The following is a 17,430-nucleotide window of genomic DNA, read 5'->3' on the forward strand; positions in this document are numbered from 1 at the left end:
TTAATGGCTATCCCGCCAATTTGGAGAAATCGGCGAATTGTTTCACATCGTCGGCGACAAGAGACAATATGGCCAGCCGGTTGCGGCGTAGCGCTTCGTCTTCCGCCATGACCATAACCGCATCGAAGAAGGTCGTAATCGGCCCGCTCAGTTCAGACAGCGCAGACAGCGCTCCCTCCAAATCGGCCTCCACCGTCGCCTTTACCAATTGGCCGTGGGCCTCCTGCCAAGCCTCGTACAGCTTGCCTTCCGCCTCGTCGGCGAACAGGTTGGCGTCCACTTGTTTGGAATCGGCTTTGGCCGCCAAATTGCAAACGCGGTTGAACGCTTCGACAGCCGGCCGGAAATCCGCCTTCGCTTCGTCGGTTGTCACCGCCTGCAGGGCGCTGGCGCGCAGCACTGTGCGGCGTACGTCGCCCGCTCCCGCCCCCAGCACCGCATCGACGACGTCGTAGCGGATCGCTTGCTCAGAGAGCACGTTTTTCACGCGGAGCACGAAAAACTCTTGCATATCCTTGGTGACCTCGGAAGCTTCGCGCTTCAGCCCTCTCTCTGCGAGTACGCTAAGGGCGATGCGGAACAGCTCGTCGAGCGTAATTTCCAGCTCGTGCGCCAGCAGCGTATTGACGATGCCGGCCGCCTGGCGGCGCAGTGCGTAAGGATCCTGAGAGCCGGTCGGAATGATGCCGATGGAGAAGCAGCCGGCAATCGTATCCAGCTTGTCGGCGATGCCGACGACCGCGCCGACGAGCGAAGCAGCCGGCTTGTCGCCCGCGTTGCGCGGCGAGTAATGTTCGTTGATCGCCCGAGCGACGGTCTCGCGCTCTCCGGCAAGACGGGCGTAATCTTCGCCCATAATGCCTTGCAGCTCCGGGAACTCGTACACCATCTGAGACACGAGATCGAATTTGCAAATATCGGCCGTCCGAGCGATATCCTCGGCTGCGGAAGGCTCAAGACGCAGCTGAGCGGCGATGCGATCGGCAACGGCGCGCACGCGGCGAACTTTGTCCGCAACCGTGCCGAGTTCTTCGTGGTATACGATATTTTCAAGCTTGGCCAGCGCATCCGCGATGACCAGCCTCTTGTCTTCCTCATAGAAAAACTTGGCATCGGACAAACGGGCTCTAAGCACCTTCTCGTTGCCTTTGGCCACGACGTCGATCGATGTTCGATCGCCGTTACGCACCGTTACGAAATGCGGAAGCAGCCGTCCTTCTCCGTCGAATACCGGGAAATAGCGCTGATGTTCGCGCATTGACGTAATGAGCACTTCCTGAGGAATGTCCAGGAAGCTCGGATCGAACGAACCCGCTAGCGCGGACGGCGTCTCGACGAGGAACAACACCTCTTCGAGCAAGTCGTCCTTGATGCCGATCGTCCAGCCCCGTTCTTCCGCCAGGCTTTCGATCCCCGTCAGGATTGCTTTACGGCGCTCCCCGACGTCAACAATGACGTGTTCCGCACGCAGAACTTCGACATAGGAGGACGGCTCCGCAACGACGGCTTCCTTGCCAAGGAAGCGATGGCCACGCGTTACATTGCCGGAAGCGACTCCGGCGATTTCGAACGGCACGACCCGGTCGCCGTGAAGCGCGACGAGCCAGCGGATCGGACGCACGTAGCGCAGCTCGTGATCGCCCCATCTCATATTTTTCGGGAAGGTGAGCGAAGTTACGAGCGACGGCAGCGCTTCGGGCAACAGCGAAGCCGTCTCGACACCTAGACTGCTCTTAGTGGCGAAGACGTACTCTACTCCGGCAACTTCGCGAATAAACAGCGAGTCAGGATCGGCCCCCTGGCTTCTCGCGAATCCAAGCGCCGGCTTGCTCCACGCTCCGTTCTCGTCGTAGGCGATTTTGCGGGACGGTCCCTTCACGTCTTCGGTGACATCCTCTTGCTTATCAGCCAAACCCGTTACGAGCACAGCCAGGCGACGAGGCGTCGCATAAGCTTTCACTTCGCTGTAGGCAAGCCGGCTGTCGGTCAGCCATTTGACCGTTTTGTCCTGCAATTGCTCCATCGCCGCGCGCACGAAGCGGGCAGGCACTTCTTCCATTCCGATCTCCAGCAGTAAGTCCTTAGCCATTGTTCGCCGCTCCTTTCTTCAGCAACGGGAATTCAAGCCGCTCCCGCTCTTGCAAATACGTGGCCGCGACCTGACGGGCCAAATTCCGCACTCTCGTAATGTAGCCGGTTCGCTCGGTAACGCTGATCGCTCCGCGAGCGTCCAACAGGTTAAACGCATGCGAACACTTCAGCACGTAATCATAGGCCGGAAAAACAAGATTCTCGGCCATCGCGCGCTTCGCTTCGGCCTCGTAGGTTGAGAACAGCTGAAACAGCATCGCAGCGTCGGACACTTCGAACGTATATTTGGAATGCTCGTACTCGGGCTGCTTAAATACGTCGCCGTAAGCCACGCCGTTGACCCACTCTAAATCGAACACGTTTTCTTTATCTTGAATATAAGAAGCAAGCCGTTCCATTCCGTACGTGATTTCGACCGCTACCGGGTGGCAATCGATGCCGCCTACTTGCTGGAAGTAAGTAAACTGGGTCACTTCCATTCCGTCCAGCCACACTTCCCAGCCTAGTCCCCAAGCGCCGAGCGTCGGAGCCTCCCAGTTATCCTCAACGAAGCGAATGTCGTGGTGCAGAGGATCTATGCCGAGCCGCTTCAGGCTCTCCAAATACAGCTCTTGAATGTTGTCCGGAGACGGCTTCATAATGACCTGGAATTGATGATGCTGATACAGCCGGTTAGGGTTCTCGCCATAGCGGCCGTCGGCAGGACGCCTGGACGGCTCGACGTACGCGACGTTCCAAGGCTCCGGGCCGATCGACCGCAGGAACGTCATCGGGTTCATCGTCCCCGCGCCCTTCTCCGTGTCGTAAGGCTGCACGACGATACAGTTTTGTTCGCCCCAGAATTGCTGCAGCGTTAGCGTCATTTGCTGAAAATTCATCCTTGTTCTCTCCTTTTGACAGATCTGTTCAAGAACGAGCCGAACTGGGATCCCGGCGCGAAAAGCGCAAAAAAACTCCGGTCCCACGTCCGCCACGGCAGACATAGGGACGGGAGCTGAACATTCCCGCGGTTCCACCCTACTTGGTTTCCTGTCGACGCTGGGGGCCAAAAGCCCTTGTGGCGCATCGTGCCGGAAAACCCTCCTCTTGCAATCCGATCTCTCCAGAGTGCCTTTCGCCGACTTGCGTCTCCGGGCTTGCACCGTCCCCGGCTCGCTGCATTGACCGCAAAAAGTTCGGCTACTCTCTCCTTCGCAGAGAATATAAACTATGACAACATTCTAAACTACTGTGGAGCGACCTGTCAAACGGCTCCGTCCTCCCGCGTTCCCGCCTCTTTGGATTCCTCTTCCGAAGGGGGCACCGCTCTTCTCTCGACCGGTGCCGGGTTTGGAGCCATGCCCAGCAGATCGCCGTATTTCTCCAACTGATCGAGAAACCCTCGCGATTTCAGATTCAAGTTCAGATGGGTGTCCATCCATCTGCGCAGCGCAAGCTGCAACTGCTGTTTGGTGCTTTCCTTAACCGCGATGCTCCCCAATCTGCGCATGTCCAGCGCAAGAAACACGCGCATCAGCTTCCATACGCCGTCCTGCAGCTCAAGCGCGCCCGGATCTCGCGATTTGCACGCCCGGCATAGCGCGCCGCCCCCGGCTGCGCTGAAATAAAACGGCGCGTCCGTTCTGCCGCAGCTGACGCATTCGTCGAGCATCGGCGCGTAGCCCGCCGCGGCAAACACCTTCATCTCGTAGGCTTTGACGACAATTTGCGGATCTTTCCCTTCAACCAAAGCCGTCTGGCAGGCTTTCAACTGGTGGAACAAGTAGGCGGCGGCTTCGTCGTCGTTGATGGCGCGATCGGTCAACTCCGCTGCATAAGCCGCGTAGGCAGGTCCTTCCAGCCCCTGTCTCAGCTCCTGAAACGATTCGATGATTTCCCCGCTATTCAATGTGCCAAGCGTACCGTTCTTATAATACGAATAATCTCCGTATGTAAATAGCTGCGCCAACGCGCCGTAACGACTCTTTAATTTTTTCGCCCCGCGCACGACAATGCCCTGCTTGCCGAAAGTCGGCGTAAGCAGGGTGACGATTTTATTCCCTTCCCCGTAATCGGTGCTGCGAATGACTATCCCTTCCGCCCGATACAGCATCGGCTCTCATTCCTCGTTCGCGACGTCGATCTCGCCTTCCTCGAGCCCGGCGCCCGCGCCGGGTTCTGAAGCTCCGAGATTGTGCACTTCTTTATAAAGCAGATAAGCTTCGATATCGCCGGTTTGCGTAAACACGTGCCACGTGAAATCCCGCACCGCGCCTCATCCTCTCCGGGCGAAAATGACCTGCACCTTCGAGGATTAGGATGTCACGGGAGCCCCCGTCGTATGCCTGACACATTTATGCATGTGGCTCCGAAACCCTTATAGCGGTTATTCTACTCTCGCTTTAATCTTCTCTGTAGCCAAGCGTCTTCAATATCGACTCGCGGTTGCGCCAGTCTTTATTGACCTTAACCCACAGCTCGAGAAAAATTTTCGATCCGAGCAATCGTTCCATATCGAGACGGGCCAGCTTGCCTACCTCTTTCAACAGCCCGCCGTTTTTGCCGATAATGATCCCCTTCTGCGAATCCCGTTCGACGTAAATGACGGCCCCAATGTTTACAAGTCCGTTGTCCGCAACGCTCATGCTTTCGATCTCTACCGCGATCGAGTGCGGAATCTCTTCCCTTGTCAGCTGCAGCAACTTCTCGCGAATGAGCTCGGCGCAGACAAATTGCTCGGGGTGGTCGGTAATCTGGTCGGCCGGATAGTACATCGGGCCTTCCTTCAAATACTTGGAAACCTGCTCAAGCAGCGCATTCACATTGTTGCCCTGCAGGGCGGATACCGGTACGATTTCCGTAAAATCCATCTGTTTGCGAAATTTTTCGATTACCGGCAGCATCGCTTCCGGATGAATTTTATCGATTTTGTTTAATACGAGAAACACCGGCGTATCTGTGACCTTCTTGAGTTGTTCCATAATGTAGCGATCGCCGCCGCCGATCGGTTCGGTTACGTCGGTCAGAAACAAAATCGCATCCACTTCGTTCAGCGCGCCCTCCGCCGCCTTGACCATATAGTTGCCGAGCTTGGAGTTCGGCTTATGGATGCCGGGCGTATCAAGGAAAACAATCTGCGTGTCGTCCGTCGTATAGACGCCGTGGATTTTGTTGCGCGTCGTCTGCGGCTTATCCGACATGATCGCGATTTTCTGGCCGATCGCTTGGTTCATCAGCGTCGACTTGCCGACGTTCGGACGTCCGACGATGGCGACGAAGCCCGATTTGAAGCCTTTCTTCTGCATCTCTTACTCTCCTTCGACAGCCTCTCGGTTGTTCAGATCGCGCGGCGAGAACGCTCCCGGCAGCAATTCCGCTACCGTCGTTACCCTCGTATCTCCGCGCACGTTGGCCAGCAATACCGGCATATCCGGCTCGCACAGCTCGAGCAGCACCTGCCGGCAAACGCCGCAGGGAGCGATCGGCTGCTCGGTGTCGCCGATGACGGCGATGGCCCGGAATTCGCCGGCCTGCCGCCCGTCCGCGATCGCCCGGAACAGAGCGGTTCGCTCCGCGCAGTTCGTCGGCCCGTAAGCGGCATTCTCCACATTGCAGCCGTGATGCAGGTTGCCGTCCGCATCGACGACGACGGCGCCGACCGCGAACCGCGAATACGGCACATACGCTTTACTGCGAGCTTTGGAAGCCTCTTCGACAAGCCTTTCTTTGGTAACGCCTACACTTTCCAGTTCCATATGTCCAGCCTCCGATTATTTTCCGCGCTATTGCCTCTAGCGATTTGCTAGGCATGAACAATCATTCGCCACATAGGAGGTCCAAGCACGATCAGCCCCACCGCAAGGGCGAATATGGCCATAACGAGCACCGCTCCCGCGGCCGAATCTTTGGCCGCCCGCGCCAGCGAATGCGTCTCGGTAGAGATTCGATCCACCGTCCGTTCAATGGCGGTGTTGAACAGCTCCGCCGACCAGACGCCGGCTATTGCAAGCAGCAGCCACAGCCAATCCGTACGCGAGACTTCCAGCCAGAGCCCCAACAGAATGACGACTGTAGCGGCAACCGCATGAAATCGCATATGACGTTCGTCCCGCAATGCCCCGATCAGGCCCGCCCACGCGCTGCGAAACGCTCGGGCTTCGCGCGAACGCCAGCCGCTCATCGCAAGAGGCCCGCTTCCCGCAATACCTCTTCCTGCTTGGAGAACATCGCTTTCTCTTCGGCTTCGTCGCCGTGATCATAACCGAGCAAATGCAGAAACCCGTGCACGAACAGGAAGCCCAGTTCGCGCTCGAAGCTGTGTCCGTACTCTTCGGCCTGCGCTTCCGCTCGCGGAACGGAGATGACGATGTCGCCGAGCAGATCCGAGAACGGATCTCCCGCCTTCTCCTCGTCCTCCCAGCCGTCTTCCCCTTCCTCGGAGGACTCGTATTCATCCTCGTAGCGAATCTCTGCCTGCTCGCCCTCGATCAGCGAGAAGCTGAGCACGTCCGTCGGCTTGTCCAATCCGCGGTATTGGCGATTCAACTCGCGAATGCCTTCGTCGTCCGTCAGCGTCAACGTGACGATTCCCCGCTCGACTTCCTCCTTGCGACCGGCAATGACCAGCAGCTTCTCCAGCAGATCGATCCATTTCTCTTCGCGCTCTCCGCCCCCGTCTTCGCGTTCGTCGAGCCATTCCAGACTTAAAGTCATCCTCTAGTTCTCCTTTGCTTCTCTGGCGTCGTCCGTAGCTTCCTTCGCCTGCTTCAACTGTTTGTCGTCCGGATATTCGATCCGGGAATGGAACATGCCGATGACCGCTTCCTTAAGCGTCTGAGCGATCTTGTCGAGCTCTTTCATCGTCAGATCGCATTCGTTGAATTGATGATCGTCCAGCCGATCTTTAATAATTTTGGCGATCATCTCTTCGATTTGTTCCACCTTCGGATGGTTGAGCGAACGAACGGCGGCTTCCACGCAGTCGGCGATGCCGACGATCGCCGCCTCCTTCGATTGCGCTTTAGGTCCGGGATAGCGGTAATCGTCCTCGGTAAAGTCGATTTCCTTCCCCTGCTCCTGCGCTTGTTTAACCGCCTTATAGTAAAAATATTTCAAGAAAGTAGAGCCGTGGTGCTGCTCGGCAATGTCGCGAATCGGCTTGGGCAGCTTGTGGGCCTTCAGCATGTCCGCCCCATCCCTGGCATGCGCGACGATAATCGAGGCGCTCACCTTCGGGTCTAGCTTATCATGCGGATTGCCGGAAGCGTTCTGGTTTTCGATAAAATAAAGCGGTCGCTTCGTCTTGCCGACATCGTGGTAGAACGAGCCGACGCGGCATAGCAATCCGTTCGCTCCGACCGCCTCGGCGGCCGTCTCCGACAAATTGCCGACCATCAAGCTGTGATGGTAGGTTCCCGGGGTTTCGGTCAGCAGCTTGCGCAGCAGCGGGTGGTTCGGATTGGACAGCTCGACCAGCTTCAGTGCGGACAAAATGCCGAACGTCACTTCGAAGAACGGCATCAGCCCGATTACCAGTACCGCCGTCAGCAGTCCGCTCGCGAGCATAAAGATAACGGATTGCAGCAAGTCCGAACGGCTTGGCTCCGGATTGACCAGCATAAGCGCCAGCACCGCGACCGAGCCGAACAGGCTGACCATAATTCCCGCCTTCAGAATCGACGAGCGCTGACTCGCCTTATGGATCGCAAGCACGGCCGTAAAGGAAACGACGGCGGCTACGAAACCATAATGGAAATCAAACATAAACTTCTGTTCAACGTTGAGAATAACGCTGGCCAGCAGCGTAAACAGGAGCGAGCTGACCAAGCCGAGATGCATGTCCAGCAGCAGCGTGACGAGCATGCCGCCCATGGCGATCGGCGCCAGGTAGCCGACGAACGGCCAATCCGCGCTGTACGTCAGCGCGACCAAGTGCATGAACAGAAGATTCAGAGCGAAGATCAGCAGCAGCATAACCCAGTGCGCGTTCGTCTTCCTCAGAATCGTCGACGCCGACGTTAACTCGCCGTAAACGTACAATGCCAGCGTCAGGATGACGGACAGCAGCAGCGTGCCAAGCTGCGGCCAATAGTTTTTGCGCTCCTGCAGCAGCCCCATTCCGTCGAGTTTCTCGTAGAGCGCCTCCGAAATGACCTGCCCTTTTTTGACGACGATATCTCCTTGCTTGATCACGACCTGAGGCGTATTCTCCTTCGCTTTCATCCTCGCGGTCTCGGTTTCCTTCTTGTCATAGAACTTGTTCGGCGTAATCGCCAGCCGCGCCAGCTCCTGTACGATCTCCCGCTCCGTCTTAAGCGACAGGGAGCTGGCGTTCACGAGCTCGGCTACCTTCGTACGGCCGGTTTCTGCATTCGCGAGCGACTCGATCGTCAGCCTCCGCACGACGTCGCGGGCTACCCCGCGCATCTCTTGGAGCTGTTCGGGCGACATGCGCGGGATCTTGTAATAGGTTTCCTCTGGAATGGCGTATTTCTGCGCGGCGACGACCCGCTGCATCTCGGCCAGCAGTTCCGCCGAATACGCCTCCGAATTGCGGCTGGAGATGACGAAGCTGGCTACGTACTGGTCGACCCGCTCCGGAATGACCCGGCGGAAGATGTCGACACGGTCCGCTTCGGTAATTTGGTCGTCCATGTTCAGTTCTTCGATTCTGGCGAACAGTTCGTTCACGAGCACCTCGTTCTTGAGCTGCACGATCGAATACATGTCGGGCACACCGTTCGCCGCATCCTCCTGCGCCTGCAAGGTCGCCTTCTCGTCAACCTCTTGGCGCGGCGCGCGGATATCCTTATCCGCCTTGGCATTAAGCGTAATGTCGTACGTCTCCGGAACGATCCGCGGAGCCAGACTGAAGTAAAACAAAAACACAAAAAGCAGAAGCAGGAGCCAGCGCATCGCCGCGCTGTTCTTCCATCCTGCCGCTGCCCCGGACAAGGTAAGCGGATTGCTAGGCTGGCCGCTATTGTTTCGACTCATCCGGCACTCCCCTCCCTTAAGGGTTATTTATTGTTCGCTGTCCGCGTTGTAGGCCAATATGATTTTCTGCACGAGCGCATGCCTGACGACGTCCTGGTCGGTGAAATACACGATGCCGATCTCCTCGATGGCGCGAAGAATCCGCTCCGCCTCCATCAGCCCGGACTTTTTGCCTTTCGGCAAATCGATCTGGGTCACGTCGCCGGTAATTACCATCCGGGAGCCGAAGCCCAGCCTTGTCAGAAACATCTTCATCTGCTCGGGCGTCGTGTTCTGCGCTTCGTCCAAAATGACGAACGAATCGTCCAGCGTGCGCCCTCTCATGTAGGCGAGCGGGGCGATTTCGATTTGGCCGCGTTCCATCGCCTTGGCCACTCCTTCGACGCCAAGCGCGTCGTTAAGGGCGTCGTACAGCGGTCTTAGATACGGGTCTACCTTCTCCTGCAGGTCTCCGGGCAGAAATCCGAGATTTTCCCCTGCTTCGACGGCCGGACGAGTGAGCAGTATGCGCTTAACCCGGCCTTCCTTCAAAGCCGCGATGGCGCACATAACGGCGAGATAAGTCTTGCCCGTACCGGCGGGACCGATGCCGAACACGATATCCTTCTTGCGGATCGTCGTCACATAGTGGCGCTGTCCCAGCGTCTTCGGAACAATCGGCTTGCCGCGGAAAGTATGCGTAATCTCACCCTTGAACAACGAGAGCAGCTCGTCCGCTTTCATCTCGCGCGACAGCTCGAGCGCGTAGCGAACGTCGCGTTCGCTAAGCTGCAGCCCGCTCTGTACGAGTTGGATCAGCGTCTCGAACAGCTGCTGCAAGGAACGGACCTCTTCCTCGGGACCTTCAATATAAATCTCCGCGTCTCGGGATCGGATCAGCGACACGGTCTCCTTCTCGATCAAGCGCAAAAACTTGTCCTGCGGGCCGAACAGAGCCAGCCCCTCCGCCGCGTTCTGGAGCGGGATTGTCGTCGAATGCTTCAGTTCAGTCAAAAAAACTCATTCCCCCTAAACTCTATCCGCTACGAGATTGGACGTTCGACCTCGATAGATTGTTCCACCTCAAAAAGAACGGTTAACATCACTTTACCATTCTCGGTTTGTTCATGCAAAATGTTTTCCGCTTTAATTGTCGCATCTTTGCCCGCCTTCGCCAGCAATTCCGCTCTCGCTTGCGCCAATCCGACCTCTTTCGCCTCGACGGGAGTAAGCTTCTTGCCGATTTCGACGACTTCCTGCTCAAGCTCCTTCATCGTTCCGAACGGCAAAATCTTGTTCCAGAGCTGAGCTTTTTTGATCGTTGTACGAATTTGCGATTGCTCGAAGGCAGGCGCGCCATATCCTGAAATCTGCAAAGCGCGGTTTCCGATTATCAGGTAGCTCCGCTCCGTGGATTCGCCGGTCAAATTTCTCGTCGCCGACTGCAGCGGGGAGGAAATCCGGTATTCGTGCCAGACAAGCCCCATCACCTTGCCCTTGGACACGACGTGTTTGCTGTTTGTCTCGTTGCCCAACACGCCGGAGATAAGAATGTCGCCCTTGCGCACCCTGTCATTGCGTTCCACCTGCGGCCTGCCGTTCTCCGCCACGATGCGGGTGATAACCGCATCCGTCTTGGCGACGAGATGACGCGGCCCTTCCAGCGCCTTGGCCTCCGGCTTCGTCGATTCGACGACCGTAATCGTAATGGACGTTCCGCGCTTGTCCACGCCGACCCAGGCCGCCTCGGGCAGGCGAAGAGCAAGACGCTGCGACAGGGAGGCTGCGTTAGCGAGCCTGAACGACCATTGATAGCCGTAAATGCCCTCCGCTCTCGCCGCCTGACGAATTTGCTCCTCGGGGATCGCCGAATTTCCTTCCACCTTCACGTCCCAGATTAATGTGGACAGCACAAACAGCGCAAGCACAAACGCGAGCATTCCTCCCGCGAACGTCTTACGACGCGACAGTCTGGCCATTTTGAACGGCAGACCGTGCCTGGATACAATTCGAGTGCGGCAGCCGCTCTTCTTAAGCAGCGGACGCATCCGAAAAAAATCGGGGATCGATACCCCGCATGTCAGCTCTCCGGCAGGCGAAAACGAAATATTCCACAGGTCGATCCGCTCCTGCGCCGCCGCATTGACGAATCGTTCCGCCCCTTCTCCGATCAGCTTGACCCATACGTAACCGCGCGCATACGCGACCCAGTTCCCCTTCATAATTGCTCCCTCCCCGCATAGAGCTTGTCCAGTTTCGAGCGACCGGACGCCGCCCCGCGCGCCGCGGCGGAGAGCGTTCCGATCGCTCCGGCCGGGCCGCAAGACGGCAAAACGCCTGTCTCTCCGACGTTCAGCCTGACGGTTTCCCTTTTACATGCAGTTGAACGCCCAGTATCCTTCCTTCCACGAACACTTCCTCCGCCCTGATATTGCGGATGACCAAATCTTGGCCCGTTATCTCCATTTCCCCGCCGTCCATTGCAAGTCTGAGCGTATCCGGAGAGAAGTGAAGGATGCCCCGGTGATTTTCCACCGTCAATTGAAGGCCCCCGATCATCGTGATGCGCGGCAAGTCCAGCGCGACATCCTGCGGCAGATCGAGAATCGTCGCGGTCCATTTGCGCAGCTTTCGACTTACACGCATCATTGGGCGGTCCTCCCTCCTATACGATAAACATATGCGCTAACGCCCCTCTTTATGAAGTCGTTCAAAAATCGCAAGCGCAAAAAAAGGCCGATGCGCACGCCGGAAGCACGTAGCTTCCTGACTGCGCATCGACCTTTGGCCGACTTCGCCGTTAACGCCGATAAGGCTTGCGGGCCCGCGGGCGGCCCAATATTTCCGACCAGAGCACCGCACGGGCCAAATCCCGGTTGCTCAAGTCGCCTTCCTTGCCTGCTCCTTGGACTTCCGCTCGCCTCGACACAGCTGTACGAAGGGGCGGGCTCACGAATTCCTGCGGTTCGTCGCCGGCAGGCTCCGAATAGGACTCCTGAGGCGCGTAGGAGACGTTGTGAGGCCGTTCGGCAGCCAAATCCGGCCTAACCTCCGCCGGCAGCGGACGAGGACGAGACGGCCGCTCAGGCTGCCCGTGGACCTCTCCCCTGAATTCCGGCATCCGGTTAGGCGCGCGCTTCTCAAGCGATGACTTGCGGAAAAACAAAAAGTAAAGGATCCCGACGATGACGATCACAAACTGAATATTAGAGGTCAGGAACGTTACGAGCTGCTCCAAGGCGCTCCCTCCTTCCCGCTTGGCGCGGACTTATTACGACTTCTTCGGTCCGTCTCCGCCAAGCAAATCGCTCTGACCGCCGATAGAGCCTCTCATCTGCGTATCCGCTTCGATGTTTTTCAGGTTCATGTAATCCATGACGCCGAGATTGCCGGACTTCAGCGCAGCCGCCATCGCCAGCGGGACCTCGGATTCCGCCTCGACGACCTTCGCCTGCATCTCGACGACGCGAGCCTTCATCTCCTGCTCATGGGCGACGGCCATTGCGCGGCGTTCCTCGGCCTTCGCCTGAGCGATGCGCTTGTCGGCTTCGGCCTGCTCGGTCTGCAGGTGAGCGCCGATATTTTTGCCGACGTCCACGTCGGAGATGTCGATGGACAAAATTTCGAATGCCGTTCCCGCATCCAAGCCTTTGCTCAGAACCGTCTTCGAGATCAGGTCGGGGTGTTCAAGCACGTCTTTATGGGATTCCGACGCGCCGTTCGTACTGACGATCCCCTCCGCAACACGAGCAAGCACAGTCTCTTCCCCGGCGCCGCCGACGAGACGATCAATATTCGCCCTCACCGTAACTCTGGCGCGGACTTTGACTTCGATCCCGTTTTTGGCTACGGCGGATACGACAGGAGTTTCAATAACTTTCGGGTTAACGCTCATCTGCACCGCTTGCAGCACGTCCCGTCCGGCCAGGTCGATCGCCGCTGCCCGTTCGAACACAAGCGGAATATTGGCGCGTTGAGCCGCGATCAGCGCGTTGACGACGCGGTCGACGTTGCCCCCCGCCAGGTAGTGACTTTCCAATTGATTGATATGCAGACCGAGTCCGGCCTTCGATGCTTTGATCAGCGGATTGACGATCCGGCTCGGTACGACGCGCCGCAGCCGCATGGCCACGAGCGTAATGATGCTGATGCGAACTCCGGCGGCAAGCGCTGAAATCCACAGCATAAACGGGAAAAAGCTCATAAAGACCGATACCCCGATCACAACAAGAGCAATAATGACAAAAAGCTGAATATCCGTGCCGCTCATAACATACCTCCGACTTTTTATTTGTAAAGCATACAGCTGAAAACCGGTCATATTGAACTCGGCATAGAGACTTCCGTCAGACGTCCTTATTTAAATTCGCCGCATTTCCCGGAATTTCCTTTACGACGATCCGAGTCCCGTCCACCGATGTCACTTGAACGGCCTTGCCCTGATCGACAAATTCGCCGGAAGTAATGACATCCACCCTCTGGCCGCCGATTTCCGCAATTCCCGACGGCCGCAGCAGTGAGACGGTCGTTCCGGTCTGTCCGATCCAGTGTTCGCGCGGTTGCTGGGATACGAAGCCTCTATCGGAAGTCAATTCCTCCTTCAGAATGAATCGGTTCCAAACGCCGCGCTTGCGGAAAATGTACACGACAACACCGACGACGAACACCGCCACTAGAGCCGCGATTCCGAGGCTTCGCAGCGCGTTGCCGGTATCGTAAGCGCCCATCGTAATGCCGGCAATGACCGATATAATACCGAGTATGCCCAAAATTCCGAAGCTCGGGACGAAAACCTCGAGCACGAGCAGCCCGATACCCAGCAGGAACACGACCAGCGATTCCATTCCGGCGAAGCCTGCAATCGATTGTCCGAAGAAATATAGCCCGAATGCGACCAAGCCGGTAATGCCGGGTGCCCCGAATCCCGGCACGAGCAGTTCGATAACGATGCCCGCAAGCCCGATAATAAGCAGCAGCAAACTGATGCCAGGCGATGTCAGAAACTCCGACACCCTCTCCGCAAGCGAAGGCTTAATCTCGACGACGGTGCGATCGGACAGCCCTTTCCATGCGATCACTTCCTCGACCGTGTTTGCCAGCTTGTCGGCGTAACCGACCTTAAGCGCGTTTTCCGCGCTTAGCGAAATAATTTGTCCTTGCCTGCTCGTCTCTCCGATTTCCTTCATTTCGACGACCCGATTCGGATCGACCATCCCGATGGCGATGTCCGGATTGCGTCCGTTAATTTCGGCCGCCGCACGCATCTCCTCGCTCCACGCCGAGATATATTTCGGATTTTCTACCGCATTGCCGGCCCCATCCACAATCATAGCGGCGCCGATCATCGAGCCCGGAGCCATCGCAATATCTCCGGCGTTCAAGCTCAGGTAAGCGCCGGCGGAAGCCGCCTTGCCCGTAACGAACGCGACCGTCGGAACGGACGCTTCGCGAATGCGCTTGCCGATCTCCTCGGCCGTATCCAGACGGCCGCCGGGCGTATCGACGTCGAGCACGACAAGCGACGCTTTCGCTTCCTCCGCTTCATTAAGCGCTCGATCCAGAAATGCGGCCAAGCCGCTCTGTACGGTCTGCTGGACTGGAATCACATATACGGCGCCCGCCGACGGCGATTGCTCCGCGCTTGTAGCGCCGGCCAAACCGGTTGCGACTCCCAGCAGCGGAATAAGGGCAAGCAGCGCCAGCGCAGACCGTCCGATTCGCGCCGTCCAACGCTTGTAAGCATCCCGTAATGTCGTCATGCCCATCTCACCATCCTCCTCCTCTGTGCAACAACTCCGACATGCTCTTTATTACGATTCGACAACCGTTACGTTTCATTCCTGCCCAAATCAAATCGTTTACGCATGTGCCTTTTCGAAAAGGACTTATACATTTAGCTTAACCGAGAGTAACGCAAAAAGCACCCCCATAGCGGGAGTGCCTGTCTGTCATGTCTGGATTATTGCAGAGATTGCTGGACGATTGCGTTAACGACTTTGCCGTCCGCAACGCCTTTCACCTTGGGCATAAGCGCGCCCATCAATTTCCCGAGGTCGGCTTTAGAAGAAGCACCGGTTTCTTGCATGGTCTGTACAACGATTGCTTTGATTTCTTCTTCTGTAAGCTGTCGCGGTAGATATTCGGAGATGATCTCAATTTCTGCCCTGACATTGCTTACGAGATCTTCCCTGCCGCCTTTTTCAAAGTCCAGCTGGGAATCGCGTCGTTGCTTGAGTTCACGGCTCAATATATTAAGCGTCTCGTTATCGTCAAGCGGCCGGCGCAGCTCGATTTCTTGATTTTTGATCGATGCGCGAATCATGCGAATCGTCTGGAGACGAAACTTGTCCCCGCTCTTCATCGCCTGCTTCATGTCATCGTTCAAACGTTCCGCAAGATTCATGAGTGCGGATTCCTCCTAGTACTTCCGTTTGCGCGCAGCTTCGGATTTCAGCTTCCGCTTCACGCTTGGCTTTTCGTAGTGCTTACGTTTCTTCACTTCCGCGAGAACGCCATCTTTGGCAATGGAACGCTTGAAGCGGCGGAGTGCAGCGTCGATTGTTTCATTTTTACGTACTTTTGTTTCGGCCACCTGTTTTCCCTCCCTCCGCAACAGACCCAACACGGTTATCAAACTATATTATATGTGATGAGGAAAGGGAGTGTCAACTTGAGCCGAGCAATAAATATGAATCGATCGACGTTAAGTTTCTCCTTTGCTCAAAACGAACCTAATAAGCGTGGTGCTATTGCTGCACGTTCAACGGTCCGAGCGTCTCGCCGCCGAGAATATGCCAATGAATATGGAATACCAGTTGCCCGGAATCGCGGCCGCAATTGTTCACCAGACGGTAGCCGGACTCCTCGAGTCCCGCCTCTTGGGCGATCTTCTTGGCGGATAATAGCAGATGGCCGAGCAGCGCCTGATCCTCAGGCTCGCAATCATTCATTGTGGCGATGTGCTTCTTGGGGATGACAAGCAGATGGACCGGCGCCTGCGGCTGAATATCGTGAAAAGCGCAGACAAGATCGTCTTCGTACACTTTGCGCGAAGGAATCGTTCCTTCGACGATTTTGCAAAACAAGCAATCTGACAAATGGACGCACCCCTTTAACGAGTTGGCATATGCCTCCCATCATACCGCATACGCCCCCTCGCCGTCCAATAGGCAGGGGCCTGCGGCGATCGCCGCAGGCCCCTTGCCGCTCGGACTTGCCCTTTACCAATAGTACGGCAGCAGGGAGATCGCCGCCAAGCCCGCAAGCGGCAAAATCAGCCGATTAAACCTGCGCGGACGATACGGATAAAAGCCTCCCCCGAATGGCGGATAGAAGGGGAAAAATCCGCGCATGGGCTCCACGGAGCCCGGGACGGCCAGGCACAGCCACTCGTCGTCGACATGCTCCACGATGCCGTCGTAGCAGCAGCCGTCAACGGCCTGCACCTCGACGTAACGATGCATGTGGGAGTGGCACATCTGTTTCGTTACTTTTTTAGCCGTCGGCTGAGGCATCATATGGACCGCGTACTGTCCTTTCGCCGCATGCTCCTGCGTCGGCTTCGGCGCAGGCTGCGGGGTCGGCTGGGGCGTCGGTTTCGTTTTTTCCATGAGCATTCTCTCCTTGGGCGCCTATTTCCCCAACATCATATGCACGCATAGGCGAATGGCTCATAAATATAAGCAAAATGGGCTTGGACGTCAGTTTTGGCCGTTCAAAGCGGATGCAAGCTCGCGCAGTTTGGCGGACGCTTCAAGAGCGTGCGGCTTCCACTCTCCCAGCGACACCATCTGTCGGAAGCCCACCTCGCCCGAAGGCGAGCGGAATTTGTTCAACGCATCCGCGATAACTGCCGCTCCGTCTCGAACGTTCGTCAAAAAGGAAATTTCCGCGTCCGTCAGCGGGGCGCCGCTCTCGCCGATTGCCGCCAGAGGACTTTCCCCTCCGATCACCGCGTTGGCCGCAAGCATAATCGCCTCGGATACCTCAGTGCGGGATAGCCCCGACGCCGAGCTTTCGGCCTCTATAAACAGGCCCAGCGCCTCCGCCCCCGCCAGTCTTGCCTCGGCGATTTCCTTGGCGGCGCGAACCTTCTCCGCCTCCGTCTTCGCTACGAGAAACCCTTCAGAGCCGTCGCGAAGGCGATCCGCGAAAAGCTGCGCGTAGACGTACCGCTCGGCTAGACGCTGCCCTCGGTCGGTTTTGAGCGACTGCTCTTCCAGCATATATTTTGAGTAACCTAGAATAACCAATGTCATTAAGACGACAATCGCAATCAGCATCGCTCCGATAACGAGCGATCTGCGGCTCTTTATTTTGTTTTCGGCTTCGGCCGGCATAACGCAATCCTCCTGCAGCTTGTTTGATCTTCGTTCGTCGCTGGCG

At 57.0% G+C, this 17,430-nt stretch carries 20 protein-coding genes; all 20 read right to left on the reverse strand.

All coding sequences use genetic code 11. The features are described 5' to 3' along the window. Window positions 1–7: 7 nt before the first annotated feature. Window positions 8–2,089 (reverse strand): glycine--tRNA ligase subunit beta, encoded by a 2,082-nt coding sequence (gene glyS, locus DFP98_RS25670; RefSeq protein WP_116063484.1) that lies wholly within the window; start codon window positions 2,087–2,089, stop codon window positions 8–10. Next, the gene (gene glyQ, locus DFP98_RS25675) at window positions 2,082–2,969 is read right to left on the reverse strand and encodes a glycine--tRNA ligase subunit alpha (protein WP_116063485.1); all 888 of its coding nucleotides are present in this window, start codon (window positions 2,967–2,969) and stop codon (window positions 2,082–2,084) included. Before glyQ ends, glyS begins: the two co-directional genes overlap by 8 nt. 365 nt (window positions 2,970–3,334) lie before the next feature. Beyond that, entirely contained in the window at window positions 3,335–4,183 is an 849-nt protein-coding gene (gene recO / locus DFP98_RS25680) for a DNA repair protein RecO (RefSeq protein WP_116063486.1), read from the reverse strand. Between the two features lie 6 nt (window positions 4,184–4,189). Beyond that, a complete protein-coding gene (locus DFP98_RS25685) occupies window positions 4,190–4,339 on the reverse strand; it encodes a YqzL family protein (protein WP_116063487.1) in 150 nt (49 codons plus the stop codon). A gap of 133 nt (window positions 4,340–4,472) precedes the next feature. Then, window positions 4,473–5,375, reverse strand: coding sequence for a GTPase Era (gene era / locus DFP98_RS25690; RefSeq protein ID WP_116063488.1), 903 nt, complete (start codon window positions 5,373–5,375; stop codon window positions 4,473–4,475). Between the two features lie 3 nt (window positions 5,376–5,378). Then, window positions 5,379–5,825, reverse strand: a complete 447-nt coding sequence (locus DFP98_RS25695) for a cytidine deaminase (RefSeq protein ID WP_116063489.1) — start codon at window positions 5,823–5,825, stop codon at window positions 5,379–5,381. Window positions 5,826–5,872: 47 nt separating this feature from the next. Further along, complete coding sequence (locus DFP98_RS25700; RefSeq protein ID WP_116063490.1) at window positions 5,873–6,250, reverse strand: diacylglycerol kinase family protein; 378 nt, start codon at window positions 6,248–6,250, stop codon at window positions 5,873–5,875. Next, window positions 6,247–6,783 (reverse strand): rRNA maturation RNase YbeY, encoded by a 537-nt coding sequence (gene ybeY, locus DFP98_RS25705; protein WP_116063491.1) that lies wholly within the window; start codon window positions 6,781–6,783, stop codon window positions 6,247–6,249. Before ybeY ends, DFP98_RS25700 begins: the two co-directional genes overlap by 4 nt. A 3-nt stretch (window positions 6,784–6,786) precedes the next feature. Beyond that, entirely contained in the window at window positions 6,787–9,066 is a 2,280-nt protein-coding gene (locus DFP98_RS25710) for an HD family phosphohydrolase (RefSeq protein WP_116063492.1), read from the reverse strand. Between the two features lie 27 nt (window positions 9,067–9,093). Continuing rightward, window positions 9,094–10,059, reverse strand: coding sequence for a PhoH family protein (locus DFP98_RS25715; protein ID WP_181917947.1), 966 nt, complete (start codon window positions 10,057–10,059; stop codon window positions 9,094–9,096). A gap of 29 nt (window positions 10,060–10,088) precedes the next feature. Beyond that, the gene (gene yqfD / locus DFP98_RS25720; protein WP_116063493.1) at window positions 10,089–11,267 is read right to left on the reverse strand and encodes a sporulation protein YqfD; all 1,179 of its coding nucleotides are present in this window, start codon (window positions 11,265–11,267) and stop codon (window positions 10,089–10,091) included. A 130-nt stretch (window positions 11,268–11,397) separates the two neighbouring features. Next, the gene (gene yqfC / locus DFP98_RS25725) at window positions 11,398–11,694 is read right to left on the reverse strand and encodes a sporulation protein YqfC (protein ID WP_116063494.1); all 297 of its coding nucleotides are present in this window, start codon (window positions 11,692–11,694) and stop codon (window positions 11,398–11,400) included. Between the two features lie 151 nt (window positions 11,695–11,845). After that, window positions 11,846–12,283: a hypothetical protein gene (locus DFP98_RS25730; protein ID WP_116063495.1), complete on the reverse strand. Its 438-nt coding sequence runs from the start codon at window positions 12,281–12,283 to the stop codon at window positions 11,846–11,848. Between the two features lie 33 nt (window positions 12,284–12,316). Continuing rightward, window positions 12,317–13,315 (reverse strand): flotillin-like protein FloA, encoded by a 999-nt coding sequence (gene floA, locus DFP98_RS25735; protein ID WP_116063496.1) that lies wholly within the window; start codon window positions 13,313–13,315, stop codon window positions 12,317–12,319. 76 nt (window positions 13,316–13,391) lie between these two features. Continuing rightward, a complete protein-coding gene (locus DFP98_RS25740) occupies window positions 13,392–14,810 on the reverse strand; it encodes an NfeD family protein (protein WP_246016710.1) in 1,419 nt (472 codons plus the stop codon). A gap of 194 nt (window positions 14,811–15,004) precedes the next feature. Then, on the reverse strand, window positions 15,005–15,448 hold the full coding sequence (locus DFP98_RS25745; protein ID WP_116063497.1) for a GatB/YqeY domain-containing protein: 444 nt from the start codon (window positions 15,446–15,448) through the stop codon (window positions 15,005–15,007). Window positions 15,449–15,463: 15 nt separating this feature from the next. Further along, window positions 15,464–15,637 carry a 30S ribosomal protein S21 gene (gene rpsU / locus DFP98_RS25750; RefSeq protein ID WP_094041673.1) on the reverse strand — a complete coding sequence of 58 codons (174 nt, stop codon included), beginning with the start codon at window positions 15,635–15,637 and terminating at the stop codon, window positions 15,464–15,466. 154 nt (window positions 15,638–15,791) lie between these two features. Then, window positions 15,792–16,142 carry a histidine triad nucleotide-binding protein gene (locus DFP98_RS25755; RefSeq protein ID WP_116063498.1) on the reverse strand — a complete coding sequence of 117 codons (351 nt, stop codon included), beginning with the start codon at window positions 16,140–16,142 and terminating at the stop codon, window positions 15,792–15,794. Between the two features lie 123 nt (window positions 16,143–16,265). After that, window positions 16,266–16,655, reverse strand: a complete 390-nt coding sequence (locus DFP98_RS25760) for a hypothetical protein (RefSeq protein ID WP_342772509.1) — start codon at window positions 16,653–16,655, stop codon at window positions 16,266–16,268. A 90-nt stretch (window positions 16,656–16,745) separates the two neighbouring features. Continuing rightward, window positions 16,746–17,384: a hypothetical protein gene (locus DFP98_RS25765; protein ID WP_116063499.1), complete on the reverse strand. Its 639-nt coding sequence runs from the start codon at window positions 17,382–17,384 to the stop codon at window positions 16,746–16,748. Window positions 17,385–17,430: the final 46 nt, after the last annotated feature.

This window comes from Cohnella phaseoli, from assembly GCF_003386235.1.
GTDB classification, from domain to species: Bacteria; Bacillota; Bacilli; order Paenibacillales; family Paenibacillaceae; genus Cohnella; species Cohnella phaseoli.